Origin of the sequence: Arthrobacter sp. OAP107 (assembly GCF_040546765.1) — a bacterium.
Taxonomy (GTDB): domain Bacteria; phylum Actinomycetota; class Actinomycetes; order Actinomycetales; family Micrococcaceae; genus Arthrobacter.
Map to the genome: position 1 here is coordinate 1,974,772 of NZ_JBEPOK010000001.1, position 18,301 is coordinate 1,993,072.

Consider the following 18,301-nt stretch of genomic DNA (forward strand, 5'->3'; position numbering starts at 1 on the left):
CAACGCAGTTGGATGATTGCCCACGCGCCGTCCTCGCATCCTGAATGATCCACTTGTTCACCAGCTCAACCCAGGATGTTCGAGATGACGTATTACCCCAAGGCCTCAGCAGTCCCGTCCGGTCAGGGCTCCTCCGCAGGAGTCTCCGCCTCCGTGAAGTTCCCGGAGATCGAGGAGCGGATCCTCAAGTACTGGGACCAGGACGGCACCTTCCAGGCCAGCATCGACCAGCGCAGCGCCGACCTTCCCGGCGGCGCCCCCGGCAGCAACGAATTCGTCTTCTACGACGGCCCGCCTTTCGCTAACGGCCTGCCGCACTATGGCCACCTGCTGACCGGCTACGCCAAGGACCTGGTGGGCCGCTACCAGACACAGCGCGGCAAGCGCGTTGAACGCCGCTTTGGCTGGGACACCCACGGCCTGCCCGCCGAGCTGGAAGCCATGAAGCAGCTGGGCATGACGGACAAGACCCAGATCGAGGCCATGGGCATCGACAAGTTCAACGATGCCTGCCGCGCCTCCGTGATGAAGTACGCCAACGAGTGGCAGGCGTACGTCACCCGCCAGGCCCGCTGGGTGGACTTCGACAACGACTACAAGACGCTCAACGTCGAGTACATGGAGTCCGTGCTCTGGGCCTTCAAGCAGCTGCATGAGAAGGGCCTGACCTACAACGGCTACCGCGTGCTGCCGTACTGCTGGAAGGACGAGACGCCGCTGTCCAACCATGAGCTGCGCATGGACGACGACGTCTACAAGAACCGCCAGGACCAGACCGTCACCGTGACGTTCCCGGTCAAGGCGGGGGAATCGGAACTGTCCAGGCAGCTGGCCGGTGTGCAGGCGCTGGCCTGGACCACCACGCCCTGGACGCTGCCCACCAACCTGGCGCTCGCCGTCGGGCCCGCCATCAGTTACGCCGTGCTGCCCGCCGGTCCGAACGGCGTGAAGGCCGCCTCGGCGGAGGCTCCCGTTACCGGCAGCTTCCTGCTGGCCGAAGACCTGCTGGGCACCTATGCCAAGGACCTGGGGTACGGTGATGGTGCCGCTGGCGCGGCGGCCGCGGCTGCCGCTGTCACTTCGACCCATACCGGTGCCGAGCTCGAGGGCCTCACCTACGAGCCGCTCTGGCACGACTTCGCCGACACGGAAAAGTACGGCACCCAGAACGCCTGGCAGTTCCTCGTGGCGGATTACGTCACCACCACCGACGGCACCGGCATCGTCCACCAGGCCCCGGCCTACGGTGAGGACGACCAGAAAGTCTGTGAGGAAGCCGGCATCCCCGTGGTCCTCTCCGTGGACGAGGGCGCCAAGTTCCTGCACCTGTTCGCCCATGGCGACCTGCACGACATCGTCGGGCTGCAGGTCTTCGAAGCCAACAAGCCCATCACCCAGGTGCTCCGCGCCCAGGGCCGCCTGGTCCGCCAGGCCAGCTACGAGCACAGCTACCCGCACTGCTGGCGCTGCCGCAACCCCCTGATCTACCGCGCCGTCTCCTCCTGGTACGTGGAGGTCACCAAGTTCCGCGACCGGATGTCAGAGCTGAACCAGGAGATCAACTGGATCCCCGGCAACGTCAAGGACGGCCAGTTCGGCAAGTGGCTCGCCAACGCCCGGGACTGGTCCATCAGCCGCAACCGCTACTGGGGCAGCCCCATCCCGGTGTGGCAGTCCAGCGATCCCGAGTACCCGCGCACGGACGTGTACGGCTCCCTCGCGGAAATCGAGGCCGACTTCGGCCGGCTGCCGCTGAACAAGGACGGCCAGGTGGACCTGCACCGGCCGTTCATTGACGAACTGACCCGGCCCAACCCGGACGATCCCCGCACCCCCGAAGAGGGCCAGTCGGTTATGCGCCGCGTGGAGGACGTGCTGGACGTCTGGTTCGACTCCGGCTCCATGCCCTACGGCCAGGTGCATTACCCGTTCGAGAACGAGGCCTGGTTCGACACCCACAACCCGGCCGACTTCATCGTGGAGTACATCGGACAGACCCGCGGCTGGTTCTACATGCTGCATATCCTGTCCACCGCGCTGTTTGACCGCCCGGCCTTCCGGAACGTCATCAGCCACGGCATCGTGCTGGGCTCCGACGGCCAGAAGATGTCCAAGAGCCTGCGCAACTACCCGGACGTCTCCGAGGTCCTGGACCGCGACGGCTCCGACGCCATGCGCTGGTTCCTCATGTCCAGCCCCATCCTGCGCGGCGGCAACCTCGTGGTCACCGAACAGGGCATCCGCGACGGCGTCCGCCAGGTCATCCTGCCGCTGTGGAACGTGTACAGCTTCTTCACGCTGTACACGAACGCCGCGAAGGGCGGCAACGGCTACGACGCCCAGCTGCGGTACGACGGCTACACGGACACGCTGGATCAGTACCTGCTGGCCAACACGGGCGACCTCGTCCGGAACATGACAGCCCAGCTGGACACCTACGACATCTCCGGGGCCTGCGACGAGCTCCGCAGTTACCTGGACATGCTCACCAACTGGTATGTCCGCCGCAGCCGCCAGCGCTTCTTCGACGAGAACGCCGACGCCTTCGACTCCCTTTACACCGCCCTGGAAGCCGTGTGCCGCGTGGCCGCACCGCTGCTGCCGCTCGTGTCCGAGGAGATCTGGCGCGGCCTCACCGGCGGCCGCTCCGTGCACCTCGCCGACTGGCCGGACCCCGAGCTGTTCCCCTCCAACGCGGCCCTGGTCGAGGCGATGGACCGCGTGCAGCAGATCTGCTCCACCGGCTCCTCGCTGCGGAAGGCAGCCAACCTGCGCGTGCGCCTGCCACTGCAGGAACTCACTGTGGTGGCACCCGGCGCAGATGCGCTGGAAGGCTTTGCCGCCGTCGTCGCCGACGAACTGAACCTGCGCTCGGTCCGCCTGCTGGATGCCGCCAGCGCCTCCCCGGAGGAGTTTGGCATCGAGCAGAAGCTCGTGGTCAACGCCCGTGCCGCCGGTCCGCGCCTCGGCAAGAACGTGCAGCTGGCCATCAAGGGTTCCAAGTCCGGCGACTGGTCAGTCTCCGACGCCGGCGTGGTCACCGCGGGCGGCCTTGAGCTGGAACCGCAGGAATACACCCTGGAGACGGTGGTGGCAGAGTCCGACGGCGGTTCGGCCTCTGCGTCTTCTGCTGCCGCAGTATTGCCCACCGGCGGCTTCGTGGTGCTGAACACCGAAGTCACCCCCGAGCTCGAGGCCGAAGGCCTCGCCCGTGACATGGTCCGGGCCATCCAGCAGGCCCGTAAGGACGCCGCGCTGAACGTGAGCGACCGGATCCGGACCACCGTGAACGCCGCGCAGAACGTCATCGACGCCCTGCTGGCGAACGCCGAACTGGTGAAGACCGAAACGCTGACGCTCGAGCTGGAGGCCGTGCCTGCCGACGCCGCGGAACCGCGTATCACCGTTGAAAAAGTGGGGGCCTGAGACATGACCGACGAATTCTCCGTGGAGAGCGTCTACGCCGAGCTGCTCGGCCGGGCGCCGGAAAACAAGATGGAGCCGCGGCTGGCGCCGCTGTTCCGCGCCATGGACGTGCTGGGGGAGCCGAACAAGGCCTACCCGATCATCCACATCACCGGTACCAACGGTAAAACCTCGACGGCCCGGATGATCGAGGCCGGCCTGCGCGCCCACGGCCTCAGCACCGGCCGCTACACCAGCCCGCACCTGTCCAAGGTGACGGAGCGGATCAGCCTGGACGGGGCACCCGTGTCCGACGAGACGTTCGTGCGTATCTGGGACGAGATCCGCCCGTACCTGCAGATCGTCGACGACGAACTCACCGCCGAGGGCCAGCCCCGGCTGACGTACTTCGAGTGCCTCACCATCCTGGCCTTCGCCGTATTCGCCGACCAGCCGGTCAATGTCGCCATCATGGAGGTGGGCCTTGGTGGCATCACCGACGCCACCAACGTCGGTGACGGCCAGGTGTCTGTGGTGACCCCGATCTCCCTCGACCACACCGACCTGCTGGGCGACACCACCGAGGACATCGCCTACGAGAAAGCGGGCATCATCAAGCCCGGCGGCTTCCTCGTCAGCGCAGCCCAGCCCCTGGACGCCGCGCAGGTCCTGCTGGAGAAGGCCAAGGAAGTGCAGGTGCCGTTCCGCTTCGAAGGGGTGGAATTCGGCGTCGAGTCCCGGCAGGTCGCCGTCGGCGGCCAGGTGGTGACGGTCCAGGGCCTCGCCGGCCGTTACCCGGACCTCATGGTTCCGCTGCACGGTGCCCACCAGGCCGAGAACGCTGCCGTGGCCGTGGCCGCGCTGGAGGCGTTCCTTGGCGGCGGCGAGAAGGAGCTGTCCCTGGAGGTCCTGCAGGAGGCCTTCGCCACCGTCTCATCCCCGGGCCGGCTGGAAGTCCTGCGGACAGCACCCACCATCATTGTGGATGCCGCCCACAACCCTGACGGCATCCGGGTTTCGGCCGAGGCCATCCAGGAGGCCTTCAGCTTCAGCAAGCTGGTAGTGGTGGTGGGCGTGCTCAAGGAGAAGGACGCCGAAGAGATCCTGCGCCAGCTCAAGGAGTCACTGGGCGGCCTCGCGGAGGAATTCTGCTTCACACAGTCCAATTCCCCGCGGGCGGTGCCGGCAGCGGAACTGGCGGACCTCGCCGTCGACCTAGGCTTTGGCGAGGAAAACGTGCACATCGCCGAGAAGCTGGACGACGCACTGGAGTGGGCTGTCGAGCGCGCCGAGGCGAATGACGACCTCGCCGGCGGTGTGCTGGTGACAGGCTCCATCACGCTGGTGGCGGACGCCCGCATCCTGCTTGGGAAGGCGGCCGCCTGATGGCGCGGCTCACCAAGGCCCAGCGCGAATGGCGCCCCGGCATGCCCAAGAAGCGGCGGTCCACCAAGGTCATGTTCGCCTCGACGGTCCTGCTGCTGGAGGCCTTCGTTGTCTTCTTCGCAACGCTGGCGGTGTTCGGTTTGCGTCGCGCCGAAATCTCCCCGGCGCTGATCCTCTCCGTGGGCATCGGGCTGAGCGTGGTGCTGATCCTCGCCTGCGCCGTGCTGTCCAAGCCGTGGGGCGTGGCGCTGGGCTGGGTCCTTCAGCTGGTGCTCATCCTTACCGGCTTCGCCGAACCCATGATGTTCCTCGTGGGCGCGCTGTTCGCCCTCGCCTGGTGGTACGGCATCCGGGCCGGAATCCGCATCGACCGCGAATCGGCCCAGCGCGAGCGGGAGCAGGCCGAATGGGATGCCGCGCACTCGGAGACCACCGGCCATGAAGGTGCCGGCACTGAAGGCGCTGGCCAGACCCCGTAGACTTACCGTCGAAACCCACAACCAACCTCATTGGAGCAACTGTGAGCATTGAGCGCACCCTTGTCCTGATCAAGCCGGACGGCGTCACCCGCAACCTGACGGGCGAAATCCTCAAGAGGATCGAAGCCAAGGGCTACACCCTGGCCGAACTCAAGAAGACCAACGCCAGCCGGGAACTGCTCGAGCAGCACTACGAGGAGCACGTGGGCAAGCCGTTCTACGAGCCGCTCGTGGAGTTTATGCTCAGCGGCCCCGTCGTCGCGGCCATCTTCGAGGGCCACCGTGTCATCGAAGGCTTCCGCTCGCTCGCCGGCACCACCGATCCCACGACGGCGGCCCCCGGGACCATCCGCGGCGACTTCGGCCGCGACTGGGGCCTGAAGGTGCAGCAGAACCTGGTCCACGGCTCGGACTCGGTGGACTCGGCCGAGCGCGAAATCAAGATCTGGTTCCAGGCCTGAGCTAAGCGCGAACGTACAGTTGTGGCCCCTCACTCCTCGGAGCGGGGGGCCACAACTGTACGTTCGCGCTGTTAGAAGCCTGCCGTGTTAGAAACCTGAGGTGCCGGCGAACACCTGGATGAACGCGAAGAAGATGGTGGCGATCACGGCCACGTAGAGCAGTGCCGAGATGATCCAGCCGGAGTCGCCCAGGATCCTGGACAGGCGTGCCGGCGCCGGAATCACGCCGTGGACTACGTTCCGCACGGTGACCCAGACGAAAAGCGGAATCATCGCTGCCCAGACAACCATGCAGAACGGGCACAGGATGTGGATGGAATACAGCGCCTGCGACCACAGCCACACCACGAAGATGAAGCCGAGGGTGATGCCGGCCTGCAGCCCAAGCCAGTACCAGCGCGCGAACCGGGCCCCGGCAAGCAGCGCCATTCCCACAGTGGTGGTGATGGCGAAGGCAACAATTCCGATGAACATGTTCGGGAAGCCGAAGACTGAACTCTGCCACGTCTGCATGACCTGCCCGCAGGAAATCCAGGGGTTTACATCGCAGACGGTGGCGTGGTTGGGGTCCTTGAGGACCTCAAGTTTTTCCAGCACCAGGATGCCGGAGGCCAGCCAGCCCACGATGCCGGTGATGACCAGCAGCCAGCCGAAGGGGCGGTCGCGTGTCATGGCCGGCGCGGCGGCACCGGCCAAAGCCGATTCAGGCCCGGCACCGTCCTGGTGATCCTCTTCGTAGTCCGTGCCCGTGGGGGGCGAAGTGCGTGGCATGGGATGGCGTCCTTTGTCTGGGGTGCTCCTGCCCAGATTGTATCGCCGCCAGCTTGAGGCGGCCTGTACCCGCGGCCCACAGCCGCATTGACCGGCTTTGTCACACAATTACAGCGTATTTGAACGGCAATATGAGAGAATAAACGTGGCTGGAGCGCGAACCACATTCGAACTCCAGTCCGGTGGCTTGTTCCCAAGACCGCCAATGAGCAGTGGTGCAGGCTTCGGAAAGAAGATCCAGCCTCCCACCCTCCATTGGACGGCACCTGGTTGTGGTTGTCAGAAACAACGGGTTCCAGTAACAAGCCCGCCGGCCTGTCAGGCCTGCCGCACCCCACTGCCGGTGCGAGCCTGCTGGTATCCAATTGACTTCTGTCAATGCCTGCGGGTTTTGACAATATATGCCCCAATGGGTGCCGAATGTGGCGGCATGTCAGGGGCAGGAGTGTTGCCACATATGGATAATGACCAGGTTATAGCCGACAATGTTGAACCGGCTGCCGCCGGCGAAGCCGCCACCGAGGCGCCCAAGAAAGCCACCAGGACCCGGCGCAAGGCTACGCCCAAGGCCACAGCAGCGGACGCCGAGTCCCTTACGCCGGAGTCCCTGGCCTCTGAAGGCACAGTATCTGAAACCGAAGCGCCTGCGTCTACTGCCGAAACGGCGGAAGCACCGGCCAAGGCTCCGGTCCGCCGGACCCGCGCCCGGAAGAAGGTCGCCGAAGAGCCGCTGCCCGCCTTTGCGGAAGGTGCCGGAGCGGAAGTCGGCGTGCAGGAAGCTGGCGGGCAGGTGGCCACCACGGAGCCGGCAGCCGAGGCTGCCGCCGTTCCGGATGCTGGCGGGCAAGCCACTGGGGAACCGGTCGCCGAGTCCAAGCCCGTCCGCCGCCGCCGGACAACAAAGGTGAAAGCCGCCGAGCCGGCCGAAAGCCCGGCCGAGTCCGAGGAATCTGCAGAGGCACCCGCCGCCGTGACGGCCACCGGGCCGTCGTCAGCCGGCGAGACCGAAGCACCCACCGAAGCGGCTGCGGCACCTGCCGCCGCTTCATCTGCCACAGCGGCGGTATCCGAAGCACCTGCCGCCGAACCGGCGGCTGCACAGGAAGCCGCTGCCGGGGAAGAGGCCGAAGAAGAGCCGGCCGCTCCGTCGCCCCTGGGATCTCTTTTCCTGGAGCCGGCATCAGTTACGTCGATCATCTTCCAGGCCCCTGACCTGAACACCGTGGTCCGTCCTGCCGCTCCCGCCAAAGAGGACGCGGCCGCCGAGGAGGGCGAGGACGAGCTGGAGGATGAGGGCAGCCGGCGCCGGCGGCGCAGCCGCGGCCGCCGCGGCCGCAGCCGGACCGACCGTGAGATCACCGACGGCGAAGAGGAAACGGACGTTTCCGAGGAGGCCCTCGAAGAGGAAAATGGGCAGCCGGACGACGGCGTGACCTCCCGCCGTCGCCGTCGCCGCCGCCGCGGCGACCAGGACCTGGAACTGACGGGCGGGGGAGACGACGATCCCCCCAACACGGTCACCCGCGTCCGCGCTCCCCGGGCCATCAGCGAGGTACCGGCGAGCAACCGCGTGACCAGCGTCAAGGGATCCACCCGCCTGGAGGCCAAGAAGCAGCGCCGCCGCGAATCGCGGGACACCGGCCGCCGCCGGACCGTGATCACGGAGGCCGAGTTCCTGGCCCGCCGGGAGTCGGTGGACCGGCAGATGATCGTCCGCCAGCGCGACGACAGAATCCAGATCGGCGTCCTGGAGGACGGCGTTCTGGCCGAGCACTTCGTCTCCAAGACGCAGCAGGACTCCCTGATCGGTAACGTCTACCTGGGCAAGGTCCAGAACGTCCTGCCGTCGATGGAAGCTGCCTTCGTGGACATCGGACGCGGCCGCAACGCCGTGCTGTACGCCGGTGAAGTCAACTGGGACGCGGCCACCCTCGAGGGCAAGCAGCGCCGGATCGAGAACGCGCTCAAGTCCGGCGACTCCGTCCTGGTCCAGGTCACCAAGGACCCGGTGGGGCACAAGGGTGCGCGGCTCACCAGCCAGATCTCCCTGCCCGGCCGGTACCTCGTGTACGTCCCGGGCGGCTCCATGACCGGCATCTCCCGCAAGCTGCCCGACGTCGAACGCAACCGCCTGAAGCGCATCCTCAAGGACCGGCTCCCCGAGGACGCGGGCGTCATTGTGCGCACGGCCGCTGAAGGCGCCTCCGAGGAGGAACTGACCCATGACATCAACCGCCTCCGTGCCCAGTGGGAGGGGATTGAGAGCCAGGCGAAGTCCACCAAGGTGCTCGCCCCCGAACTGCTCTACGGCGAGCCGGACCTGACCATCAAGGTTGTACGCGACGTCTTCAACGAGGACTTCTCCAAGCTGATCGTCTCCGGCGACGAGGCGTGGGACACCATCGAGGCGTACGTCACCTACGTTGCCCCGGACCTGGTGGGCCGGCTCGAAAAGTGGACCAAGGACGAGGACATCTTCTCTGCCTGGCGCATCGACGAGCAGATCCACAAGGCGCTGGACCGCAAAGTCTTCCTGCCGTCCGGCGGCTCCCTGGTCATTGACCGGACCGAGGCCATGACGGTGGTCGACGTCAACACCGGCAAGTTCACCGGCAGCGGCGGCAACCTCGAAGAGACTGTCACCAAGAACAACCTTGAAGCAGCCGAGGAAGTTGTCCGCCAGCTGCGCCTGCGCGACATCGGCGGCATCATCGTCATCGACTTCATCGACATGGTGCTGGAGTCCAACCGCGATCTGGTCCTGCGCCGCCTGGTGGAATGCCTGGGCCGCGACCGGACCAAGCACCAGGTGGCCGAAGTTACCTCCCTGGGTCTCGTGCAGATGACGCGCAAGCGCATGGGCACCGGCCTCCTGGAAGTCTTCGGCGAGCAGTGCGAAGCATGTGCCGGCCGGGGCGTCGTCACCCATGACGAGCCGGTGGAGCACCGCCGCGCCAACACCGTGGCCGCGGAGCACCATGTGCACCGTGCCGAGGTCCAGCCGCCTGCCCGGTCAGAGCGGAAGCGACGCCGGGGCAAGGGCGGACAGCCCATCTCCGAGATTTCTCCGGCCGCACCTGCTGCGCCGCACCACCCGGAACCGTCGGAAGCGGAACGCCACGCCAAGGCTGAAGCGACCCGTGCCGCCCTCGCCAACATAGCGGCGGCGGCCCATGCCGCCCACCTGCATGAGGAAGCGGCGCACAGTGCTGCAGCGTCGGGTGAGGCCACCCGGCCTGCCGCACCCGCGGCCGCCGCCCCGGAAAGCCCTGTGGTGCACCGCGCTCCGGAGACGGAGAGCGTCTCCGGACGGCCCGGCGCAGTGCTCACCTTTGGCGGTGAAAAGGTGATTCTTCCGTTTGTCGATCACAGCGACGAGCCGGCCAAGGAAACGCCGGCCCTGACGCTGGACCGGCTGGAGGAAGCCTTCGCGCACCTTGGTGCTCCGGTTGCCCCCGCCGAAGAGGAGGCTCCGGAGGAGGTTTCCGCCGCGGCGCAGCCCTCGACAGGACAGCCGGAAAGCCAGCCCGCTGCAGGCCAGCCGGTGGAGAGCCCCGCTGCGCCGTCCCGCAGCCGCCGTCCGCGGCGTAACCGCAGTGCCAGCCGCGCCCAGGGTGCAGCCAACGAGACATCGGTGGAACACCACGAGGTTTCGCCGGCTGCTGCTGCCGCCGGACACTCACACGAGGCCAAGGCACCGGACACGGGCAATGCGCAGGGGGCCAAGCCGGCTCCGCAGGCAGCCAGCGAACCGATCATTCTGGGCGTCGGGGTACCCGCCTCGGAACTGTAGGACAACCAGGCCCGGGCTGACAGGCTCAGGGCTGAGCCCACGGGTTAAGGTCCGGCACCGCGGTTGCGGTGCCGGACCTTTCTGGTTCCGCCCTGTCTGCCGCCGGCCAGCCTGTCGCAAACGTCGAATTCCGTGCCCGACGCCGCTCTACCCGCTAGGCTGGAGCACTGACACGGGGTGCCGCGCACGGGCCGGCTGAGATCCAAACCCGTTGAACCTGTCCGGTTAGCACCGGCGAAGGGATGTCTTCCTTGTCATCAGCATCACTCCTGCCCGCACCCGCCGCTGCCGCCGGTTCCCTCCTGGAAACCTCGTCGCCGGCCGTTCCGACCTCCCGCGACGTTCCCCGGGTCCTGGCCATCGCCGGCTCGGATCCGTCCGGCGGGGCTGGCATCCAGGCGGACCTGAAAAGCATCGCGGCCCACGGCGGCTACGGGATGGCCGCAATAACCGCCCTCACCGCCCAGAACACCACCGGCGTGCGGGGCGTGCACGTTCCGCCCGCTTCCTTCCTGTCAGCGCAACTCGACGCCGTCAGCGACGACATCCACGTGGACGCCGTGAAGATCGGCATGCTGGGCGATGCGCAGGTGATTGCCGCAGTCCGCAGCTGGCTCGAAGAGGTGCGGCCCGGCGTTGTGGTCCTGGATCCGGTGATGGTGGCCACCAGCGGTGACCGCCTCCTGCAGGAGTCTGCGGAAGCAGCCCTCCGGAAGCTGCTGCCGCTGGCGCACCTGATCACCCCCAACATTCCCGAGCTGGCCATGCTGCTCGGCGAGCCTGAAGCGGCCGACTGGACCGTCGCCCTTGGGCAGGGCAGGCGGCTTGCGGCCCAGACCGGTGCCACGGTCCTGGTCAAGGGCGGCCACCTGAACGGCTCCACCTGCCCGGATGCCCTCGTGAACACGGCCGGGCTGCTGTCGGCGGAGGTGGTGGAGGTTGCGGGCGAGCGGATCAGTACGCGGAACAGCCATGGCACCGGGTGTTCGCTCTCCTCGGCCATGGCCACGGCCCAGGCGCGACTGGGGGACTGGGAAGCGTCACTGCGGGCGGTCAAGCCCTGGCTGGCCGGGGCGCTCAGCACGTCCGGCCAGCTGGAAGTCGGCGCCGGCAACGGACCGATCAACCACTTCCACCACCTGGCCCGGACTGGAATGACAGCCCAGCCCCAACGCGAGGGCGGGTTCGCCGAACTGTTGCGCGCCGAGACTGTTGGCGGCCTGGAAGCCATCTACGGCCTCGGGTTCATCCGCGGGTTAGCCGACGGCACCCTGGTGGAGAAGGAATTCGCTTACTACCTCGCGCAGGATGCCATTTACCTCAACGGCTACTCCCGCGTTTTGGCCCGGGCCAGTGCGCTGGCGCCAACCGAGTCCGAGCAGTTGTTCTGGGCACGTTCCGCCCAACAATGCCTGGAAGTTGAATCGGAACTGCACCGCAACTGGCTCAGCACGCGCACCGTTCAGTCGGAGCTGGGCCCGGTCACGAAGGCCTACGTCGATCATTTGGTGGCGGCCTCGGCCGGAGGCAGCTACGCGGTGCTGGTGGCCGCGGTCCTGCCTTGCTTCTGGCTCTACGCCGAGGTAGGGGAGACCCTGCACGCCGAATATGTGGCTGCGGGCGCGCCGGCCGGGCACCCGTACGCCGAGTGGCTGCGGACGTACGCCGACGAGGAGTTCGCTGCCGCCACCCTGCGGGCGATCGAAATCGCGGACACCGCCGGCAGGGCGGCGTCCGCGGCGGAGCGCGAAGCGATGATCACCGCCTTCCGGCACTCCTGCCGGTACGAGGTGGAATTCTTCGACGCGCCGAGCCGTCACAGCTGAGCGGAAGCGGCCGCGGCGCCCGGTAAGATAGTCGCGCACGGCATTGGATGTCCGGAGCAGCGCCCCTGTGGCGCCTATCACGGACAACCCGCCGGTGCCAGCCTCATTTGCGGCCGACGACAGAATTAGCGTATTCTAGATCTTCGGTGCTTACGCCAACACTTGGGTTATGACCCGGGATCGTCCAGTCGGACTTATTCCTGGGATAGCTCACGGGTTCCCCCCGGGCAATCCACGGCGTTGAGGCACAGCGAGAACCAGGCCAATTTCCGGACCCCGGTTCCGCACGCAAATTTAGTAATAAACGTCGAGAGAAGTGAGTTCCCAAGTGGTGTACGCGATTGTCCGCGCAGGCGGCCGCCAAGAGAAGGTTTCCGTTGGAGACTTCGTTACCCTGAACCGCGTCGCCGGTGGAGCTGGCAGCACCATTGAGCTGCCCGCGCTGCTCCTGGTAGACGGTGACAAGGTCACCTCCGCAGCTGCGGACCTGGCCAAGGTAACTGTTACGGCTGAGATCCTCCAGGACCTCCGTGGTCCGAAGATCGTCATCCAGAAGTTCAAGAACAAGACCGGTTACAAGAAGCGCCAGGGTCACCGTCAGGAACTGACCAAGGTCAAGATCACCGGCATCAAGTAACCTCTGGTTACTGAACAGGTTTCCAACAGTTTTTCCAGAATTAAAGGCAGGCATTCCAAATGGCACACAAAAAAGGCGCGAGCTCCACTCGCAACGGTCGTGACTCCAACGCCCAGTACCTCGGCGTCAAGCGCTTCGGCGGCCAGGTAGTTTCCGCTGGCGAAATCATCGTCCGCCAGCGTGGCACCCACTTCCACCCCGGTGCGGGCGTTGGCCGTGGCGGCGACGACACCCTGTTCGCACTGCAGGCAGGTGCCGTCGAATTCGGCACGCGCCGCGGCCGTCGGGTCGTCAACATCGTTGCTGCTGCAGCTGCAGAGTAACAACAAGTTCTGAAGCGGTGGAGCGGGCCAGGATGGCTCGCTCCACTGTTCTTTTAACCGCATTACAATCGATTTGGACGTCCAGGACGGCCGGATTTAGCAACAGAGGAGATTCACCGTGGCGAGCTTTGTAGACCGGGTAGTACTGCACGTATCCGGCGGTACCGGCGGCCACGGCTGTGTCTCCGTCCACCGTGAGAAGTTCAAGCCGCTGGGCGGACCCGACGGCGGGAACGGCGGCGACGGCGGCGACGTCATCCTGCGCGTGGACTCGCAGACCACCACGCTGCTCGACTACCACCACGCTCCCCACCGGCACGCCACCAACGGCGGCCCCGGCATGGGTGACTGGCGCGGCGGCAAGAACGGCGAAACCCTGGTCCTTCCCGTTCCGGACGGCACCGTCGTCAAGACCAAGGACGGCAAGGTCTTGGCCGACCTCGTGGGCGAAGGCACCGAATTCGTCGCAGCCTCCGGCGGGCAGGGCGGGCTTGGAAACGCCGCGCTATCCTCCCAGAAGCGCCGGGCGCCTGGCTTTGCGCTGCTCGGCATTGAGGGTGAGGCCAGCGACATTGTCCTGGAGCTCAAGTCGATCGCCGATATTGCCCTGGTGGGCTTCCCCTCCGCCGGCAAGTCCAGCCTGATCGCGGCGATGTCCGCGGCGCGGCCGAAGATCGCCGACTACCCCTTCACCACCCTCATCCCGAACCTTGGCGTGGTCCAGGCCGGGGACGTCCGCTTTACCATCGCCGACGTTCCGGGTCTTATCGAAGGCGCCAGCGAAGGCAAGGGCCTGGGCCACAACTTCCTGCGACACGTCGAGCGGTGCGCAGCTTTGGTGCACGTTTTGGACTGCGGTACGCTGGAATCTGACCGAGATCCGCTCTCCGACCTCGCAATTATCGAAGCAGAGCTCGAAAAGTATGCGGTGGACATGAGCTATGCCGGCTCGAACGGCGAAGTTGTTCCGCTCAACCACCGCCCCCGGCTCGTGGCACTTAACAAGGTCGACCTGCCCGACGGCAAGGACATGGCAGAGTTTGTCCGGCCGGAGCTGGAGTCCCGCGGCTACCGTGTCTTCGAAGTGTCAGCCACGAGCCATGAGGGCCTGCGCCAGTTGGGCTTCGCCATGGCAGAGATCGTCAAGGCCGCCCGCGACAGCGTGGAAGCCACGCCGCCGAAGGTACACGCACCGGTACTGCGGCCCCGCGCCGTCAACGAGACCGGTTTCCGGATCCGCCGCGAGGAGAAGAACCTGGAGCCGCTGTTCCGCGTGCTGGGTGAGAAGCCCGTGCGCTGGGTCAAGCAGACGGACTTCACCAACGAGGAAGCCATTGGCTACCTTGCCGACCGCTTGGCCAAGCTCGGAGTCGAAACCGAGCTGTTCAAGCAGGGCGCCAAGCCCGGCGACACCGTGGTGATCGGTGAGGACGACGGCGTGGTGTTCGACTGGGAGCCGACCATGATGGCTGGCGCCGAGCTGCTGGCCTCGCCGCGCGGCACGGACGTCCGCTTTGCCGACATCGGCGACCGTCCCACCCGCAGCCAGAAGCGCGAGGAACAGATCGAGCGCCGCGAGGCGAAGGCAGCGGCACGGGCCGAGCTGGAAGCCGAGCGCAAAGCCGGCATCTGGACCGAGTCCGTCAGCGCTCGCCGGGCTGCCCAGCCTGTCAAGGAGAGCGGACTGAACACCGAACATGAGGAGTGAACCCGCACACGTGACCGATTCTTCCGCAATTGTCATCGAGGAACCCAGAACCGACGACCGCAGCATGCTCGCCAGGGCACGCCGGATTGTGGTCAAAGTAGGATCGTCGTCCCTTACGAGCATCAAGGGCGGAATATCGGAGGAGGCACTCACCGAGCTTTCGGATGTGCTGGCCGCCAAGTGCAACGCGGGAACCGAGATCATTCTTGTTTCCTCGGGTGCCATCTCGGCCGGCCTGGCGCCGCTGGGCCTGGCCAAGCGTCCCCGCGACCTCGCCACGCAGCAGGCCGCGGCCAGCGTGGGGCAGGGCCTGCTGATGGCACGGTACACGCACGCCTTCGCCGCCCACGGTGTCACCGTCAGCCAGGTGCTCCTCACCGCAGATGACCTCATGCGGCGCAGCCACCACCAGAACGCATTCCGCGCCCTCAACCGGCTGCTGAACCTCGGCGTCGTACCCGTCGTCAACGAGAACGACACCGTCGCCACGCACAAGATCCGTTTCGGCGACAATGACCGACTGTCGGCCCTCGTGGCGCACCTCGTGCGCGCCGATGCGCTGGTGCTGCTGTCCGACGTCGACTCCCTGTACGACGGCCCGCCCGCCCAGGGCGCCAAGCGGATTCCCCAGGTGGACGGTCCGGAGGACCTCGACGGCGTTTCCATCGGCAAGACCGGCAAAGCCGGCGTGGGTACCGGCGGAATGCAGACCAAGGTCGAGGCCGCCCTCATGGCCGCCGATTCGGGCATCCCTGCGCTCGTCACCTCCACCGGGAACGCCGCCGCGGCGCTGGCCGGCGATGACGTTGGAACCTGGTTCACCGTCAACGGGGCACGCAAGTCCGTCCGGATGATGTGGCTCGCGCATTTGGCCCACGTGCAGGGCCGGCTGTTCCTTGACGCCGGCGCCGTCCGGGCCGTGCGGGACAACCACACCTCGCTGCTGCCCGCAGGCATCACCTCCGTTGAGGGCAGCTTCGAAAGCGGCGACGCCGTCGAAATGGTCTCGCCTGATGGCACCGTCGTGGCCCGCGGCCTGGTGAACTACTCTGCGGCCGAACTGCCGCAGATGCTCGGACGGTCCACCGTTGAGCTGGGGGAGGCCCTGGGCCGCGGATTCGACCGTGAAGTTGTTCACGTTGACGACCTGGTTCTGGTCTAGGCGCCGGACTCGCCTAGACTTGAATGATGACTGAGGCACTGATGAACCAAGCAGCTGAGACATCCAACGACGCTACGACGGTCCCCACCCTGCCGGCAGACAGCCAGCCCACACCGGCTGACGTCGAGGCGGCCGTCTATGCGATCGCCGACCGTTCCCGCCAGGCCGCCCGCAGCATGGGCCGCGCCAACCGGGCCTGGAAGGACAAGGGACTGCGCGCCATCGGCAGCGCCCTGCTCGCGAACAAGCAGCAGATCCTCGCGGCGAACGCCAAGGACGTGGAAGCGGGCCGCGCCAACGGCACGTCCGCCGCGCTCCTGGACCGGCTGACCCTCAACGACACCCGCATTGCCGCCCTCGCCGCCGCCCTGGAGAACCTGGCCGGCCTGCCCGATCCCGTGGGCAATGTGGTGCGCGGACAAACCCTGCCCAACGGCCTGCGCCTGCGCCAGGTCAACGTCCCCATGGGCGTCGTGGCAGCCATTTACGAGGCGCGTCCCAACGTCACGGTGGACATCGCCGGCCTGGCGCTCAAGAGCGGCAACGCCGTGATCCTCCGCGGCGGTTCGGCCGCGGCCTTCACCAACGAGGCCCTCATCCGCGTGCTGCGCGACTCCCTGGAGTCCGTGGGCCTGCCGGCCGATGCCGTGCAGTCCGTGGACCAGTACGGCCGCGAGGGCGCCAACGTGCTCATGCGTGCCCGCGGACGCGTCGACGTGCTGATTCCCCGCGGCGGCCGTGAACTGATCCAGACCATCGTCAACAACTCCTCCGTGCCGGTCATCGAGACCGGCGAGGGCAATGTCCACATCTTCATCGATGAGTCGGCCAGCGAAGACATGGCCGTGGAGATCCTGCTCAACGCCAAGACCCAGCGGCCCAGTGTCTGCAACACGGTGGAGACGCTGCTCGTGCACTCCGGCTCCACGGTTCTGCCCGCGGTCGCCGCGGCCCTGAGCAAGGCGGGCGTCCGGCTGCATGCCGATGACCGTGTGCGGGCCGCGCTCCCCGCCTCGGTGCAGGCCCTTCCGGCAACAGACGAGGACTGGGCCACCGAGTACATGGACCTGGACTTGGCCGTGGCCATGGTGGACAGCCTGGACGACGCCGTGAAGCACATCCGGACGTGGTCGACGGGACACACGGAGGCTATCCTGACGAATGACCTTCGGAACGCCGAGCGCTTCATCGCCGAAATCGATTCCGCTGCCGTCATCGTGAACGCGTCCACGCGGTTTACCGACGGCGGGGAGCTGGGCCTGGGGGCCGAGGTCGGGATCTCCACGCAGAAGCTTCACGCCCGCGGCCCGATGGGCCTGACCGAGCTGACAACCACCAAGTGGATTGTCCAGGGCGAGGGCCAAGTCCGCTCCTGACATAGCGGTAACATAGTAAAGAAGTCCAGACTGGCGGGAGTTTCCGCCGTCGTCATCCTTTTATTCCTAGGGGAGAAAATGCTGCTCCAGCAGATTGCCGCGTCAGTTGCCGAACACGAAGAAAGGGCGCCCTTGTGGGCCGAGCCGTGGGTCTTCGGCGTCTCGATGTTCGCCCTCTTCGTGGTGCTGATGTTCGTCACCCTCTCCTACACCAACCTCGGCAACCGCCACAGCGCGGTTGACGAGCACGCTGACCCGCACCGCCAGCACCCCAACAAGCACGACCACGGCCAGGGCCACTAAGATTTCCGCCGCACTGCACCACAGGGATACGCAGCGCCGGCTGCGGCTGGGCGTGATGGGCGGGACCTTCGATCCCATCCATCACGGCCACCTTGTGGCCGCCAGCGAGGTGGCCGACAAGTTCGGACTCGACGAGGTCGTGTTCGTGCCCACTGGCCAGCCGTGGCAAAAGTCCAGCAAGAAGGTCAGCGAACCCGAGCACCGTTACCTGATGACGGTGATCGCCACGGCGTCGAATCCGCGGTTTACCGTCAGCCGTGTCGATGTGGACCGTCCCGGTCCCACCTACACCATCGACACCCTCCGCGATCTGCGGACACAGCGGCCTGACGCCGACCTGTTCTTCATCACCGGCGCTGACGCCCTGGCGCAAATCCTGTCGTGGAAGGACATCGACGAGCTGTGGTCGCTGGCCCACTTTGTGGGAGTTACCCGGCCAGGCCATGAGCTTGACGGCATGGGCCGCAAGGACGTCAGCCTGCTCGAGGTCCCGGCGATGGCGATCTCGTCTACGGACTGCCGCGCCCGCGTTGCCGCCCATAACCCTGTCTGGTACCTGGTGCCGGACGGCGTTGTGCAGTACATCGCGAAATACGGGCTCTACGCCGCAACGGCCGGGAACTGCAGCTCCGAAACTACCGAGACAAACGATCCAGCCAGTACTGAATGAG

At 66.5% G+C, this 18,301-nt stretch carries 14 protein-coding genes and 1 riboswitch; of the genes, 13 read left to right on the forward strand and 1 reads right to left on the reverse strand.

Annotation, left to right across the window (positions count from 1 at the left end; translation table 11 throughout):
• The first annotated feature begins 84 nt into the window (after window positions 1–84).
• From ileS to ndk, 4 genes are read left to right on the forward strand one after another with little or no spacing between them, the layout of a single operon-like run.
• Window positions 85–3,426 (forward strand): isoleucine--tRNA ligase, encoded by a 3,342-nt coding sequence (ileS, locus tag ABIE00_RS09275; RefSeq protein WP_354259364.1) that lies wholly within the window; start codon window positions 85–87, stop codon window positions 3,424–3,426.
• 3 nt (window positions 3,427–3,429) lie between these two features.
• Entirely contained in the window at window positions 3,430–4,791 is a 1,362-nt protein-coding gene (locus ABIE00_RS09280; RefSeq protein WP_354259367.1) for a bifunctional folylpolyglutamate synthase/dihydrofolate synthase, read from the forward strand.
• The gene (locus tag ABIE00_RS09285) at window positions 4,791–5,270 is read left to right on the forward strand and encodes a DUF4233 domain-containing protein (protein ID WP_354259370.1); all 480 of its coding nucleotides are present in this window, start codon (window positions 4,791–4,793) and stop codon (window positions 5,268–5,270) included. Before ABIE00_RS09280 ends, ABIE00_RS09285 begins: the two co-directional genes overlap by 1 nt.
• Before the next feature lie 41 nt (window positions 5,271–5,311).
• Window positions 5,312–5,731 (forward strand): nucleoside-diphosphate kinase, encoded by a 420-nt coding sequence (ndk, locus tag ABIE00_RS09290; RefSeq protein ID WP_003803412.1) that lies wholly within the window; start codon window positions 5,312–5,314, stop codon window positions 5,729–5,731.
• Between the two features lie 87 nt (window positions 5,732–5,818).
• On the opposite strand, the gene ABIE00_RS09295 is transcribed toward ndk, so the two are convergent.
• Window positions 5,819–6,502 carry a vitamin K epoxide reductase family protein gene (locus tag ABIE00_RS09295; protein WP_354259373.1) on the reverse strand — a complete coding sequence of 228 codons (684 nt, stop codon included), beginning with the start codon at window positions 6,500–6,502 and terminating at the stop codon, window positions 5,819–5,821.
• 457 nt (window positions 6,503–6,959) lie between these two features.
• On the opposite strand from ABIE00_RS09295, the gene ABIE00_RS09300 reads away from it, so the two are divergent.
• From ABIE00_RS09300 to nadD, 9 genes are all read left to right on the forward strand, one after another.
• Entirely contained in the window at window positions 6,960–10,295 is a 3,336-nt protein-coding gene (locus ABIE00_RS09300) for an Rne/Rng family ribonuclease (protein WP_354259376.1), read from the forward strand.
• A 163-nt stretch (window positions 10,296–10,458) separates the two neighbouring features.
• A riboswitch (TPP riboswitch) is annotated at window positions 10,459–10,555 on the forward strand.
• The gene (locus ABIE00_RS09305) at window positions 10,538–12,121 is read left to right on the forward strand and encodes a bifunctional hydroxymethylpyrimidine kinase/phosphomethylpyrimidine kinase (RefSeq protein ID WP_354259379.1); all 1,584 of its coding nucleotides are present in this window, start codon (window positions 10,538–10,540) and stop codon (window positions 12,119–12,121) included. (Overlaps the previous riboswitch by 18 nt.)
• A 328-nt stretch (window positions 12,122–12,449) precedes the next feature.
• Window positions 12,450–12,758, forward strand: coding sequence for a 50S ribosomal protein L21 (gene rplU, locus ABIE00_RS09310; RefSeq protein ID WP_003803420.1), 309 nt, complete (start codon window positions 12,450–12,452; stop codon window positions 12,756–12,758).
• A 59-nt stretch (window positions 12,759–12,817) separates the two neighbouring features.
• The gene (gene rpmA / locus ABIE00_RS09315; protein WP_003803426.1) at window positions 12,818–13,081 is read left to right on the forward strand and encodes a 50S ribosomal protein L27; all 264 of its coding nucleotides are present in this window, start codon (window positions 12,818–12,820) and stop codon (window positions 13,079–13,081) included.
• 118 nt (window positions 13,082–13,199) lie between these two features.
• On the forward strand, window positions 13,200–14,789 hold the full coding sequence (gene obgE, locus ABIE00_RS09320) for a GTPase ObgE (protein WP_354259382.1): 1,590 nt from the start codon (window positions 13,200–13,202) through the stop codon (window positions 14,787–14,789).
• 64 nt (window positions 14,790–14,853) lie between these two features.
• Window positions 14,854–15,951, forward strand: a complete 1,098-nt coding sequence (gene proB, locus ABIE00_RS09325; RefSeq protein WP_331573116.1) for a glutamate 5-kinase — start codon at window positions 14,854–14,856, stop codon at window positions 15,949–15,951.
• Between the two features lie 26 nt (window positions 15,952–15,977).
• Window positions 15,978–17,327: a glutamate-5-semialdehyde dehydrogenase gene (locus ABIE00_RS09330; protein ID WP_354259385.1), complete on the forward strand. Its 1,350-nt coding sequence runs from the start codon at window positions 15,978–15,980 to the stop codon at window positions 17,325–17,327.
• Window positions 17,328–17,405: 78 nt separating this feature from the next.
• Complete coding sequence (locus ABIE00_RS09335) at window positions 17,406–17,630, forward strand: hypothetical protein (protein WP_331573004.1); 225 nt, start codon at window positions 17,406–17,408, stop codon at window positions 17,628–17,630.
• Window positions 17,631–17,643: 13 nt separating this feature from the next.
• On the forward strand, window positions 17,644–18,300 hold the full coding sequence (gene nadD / locus ABIE00_RS09340) for a nicotinate-nucleotide adenylyltransferase (RefSeq protein ID WP_502914278.1): 657 nt from the start codon (window positions 17,644–17,646) through the stop codon (window positions 18,298–18,300).
• Window position 18,301: the final 1 nt, after the last annotated feature.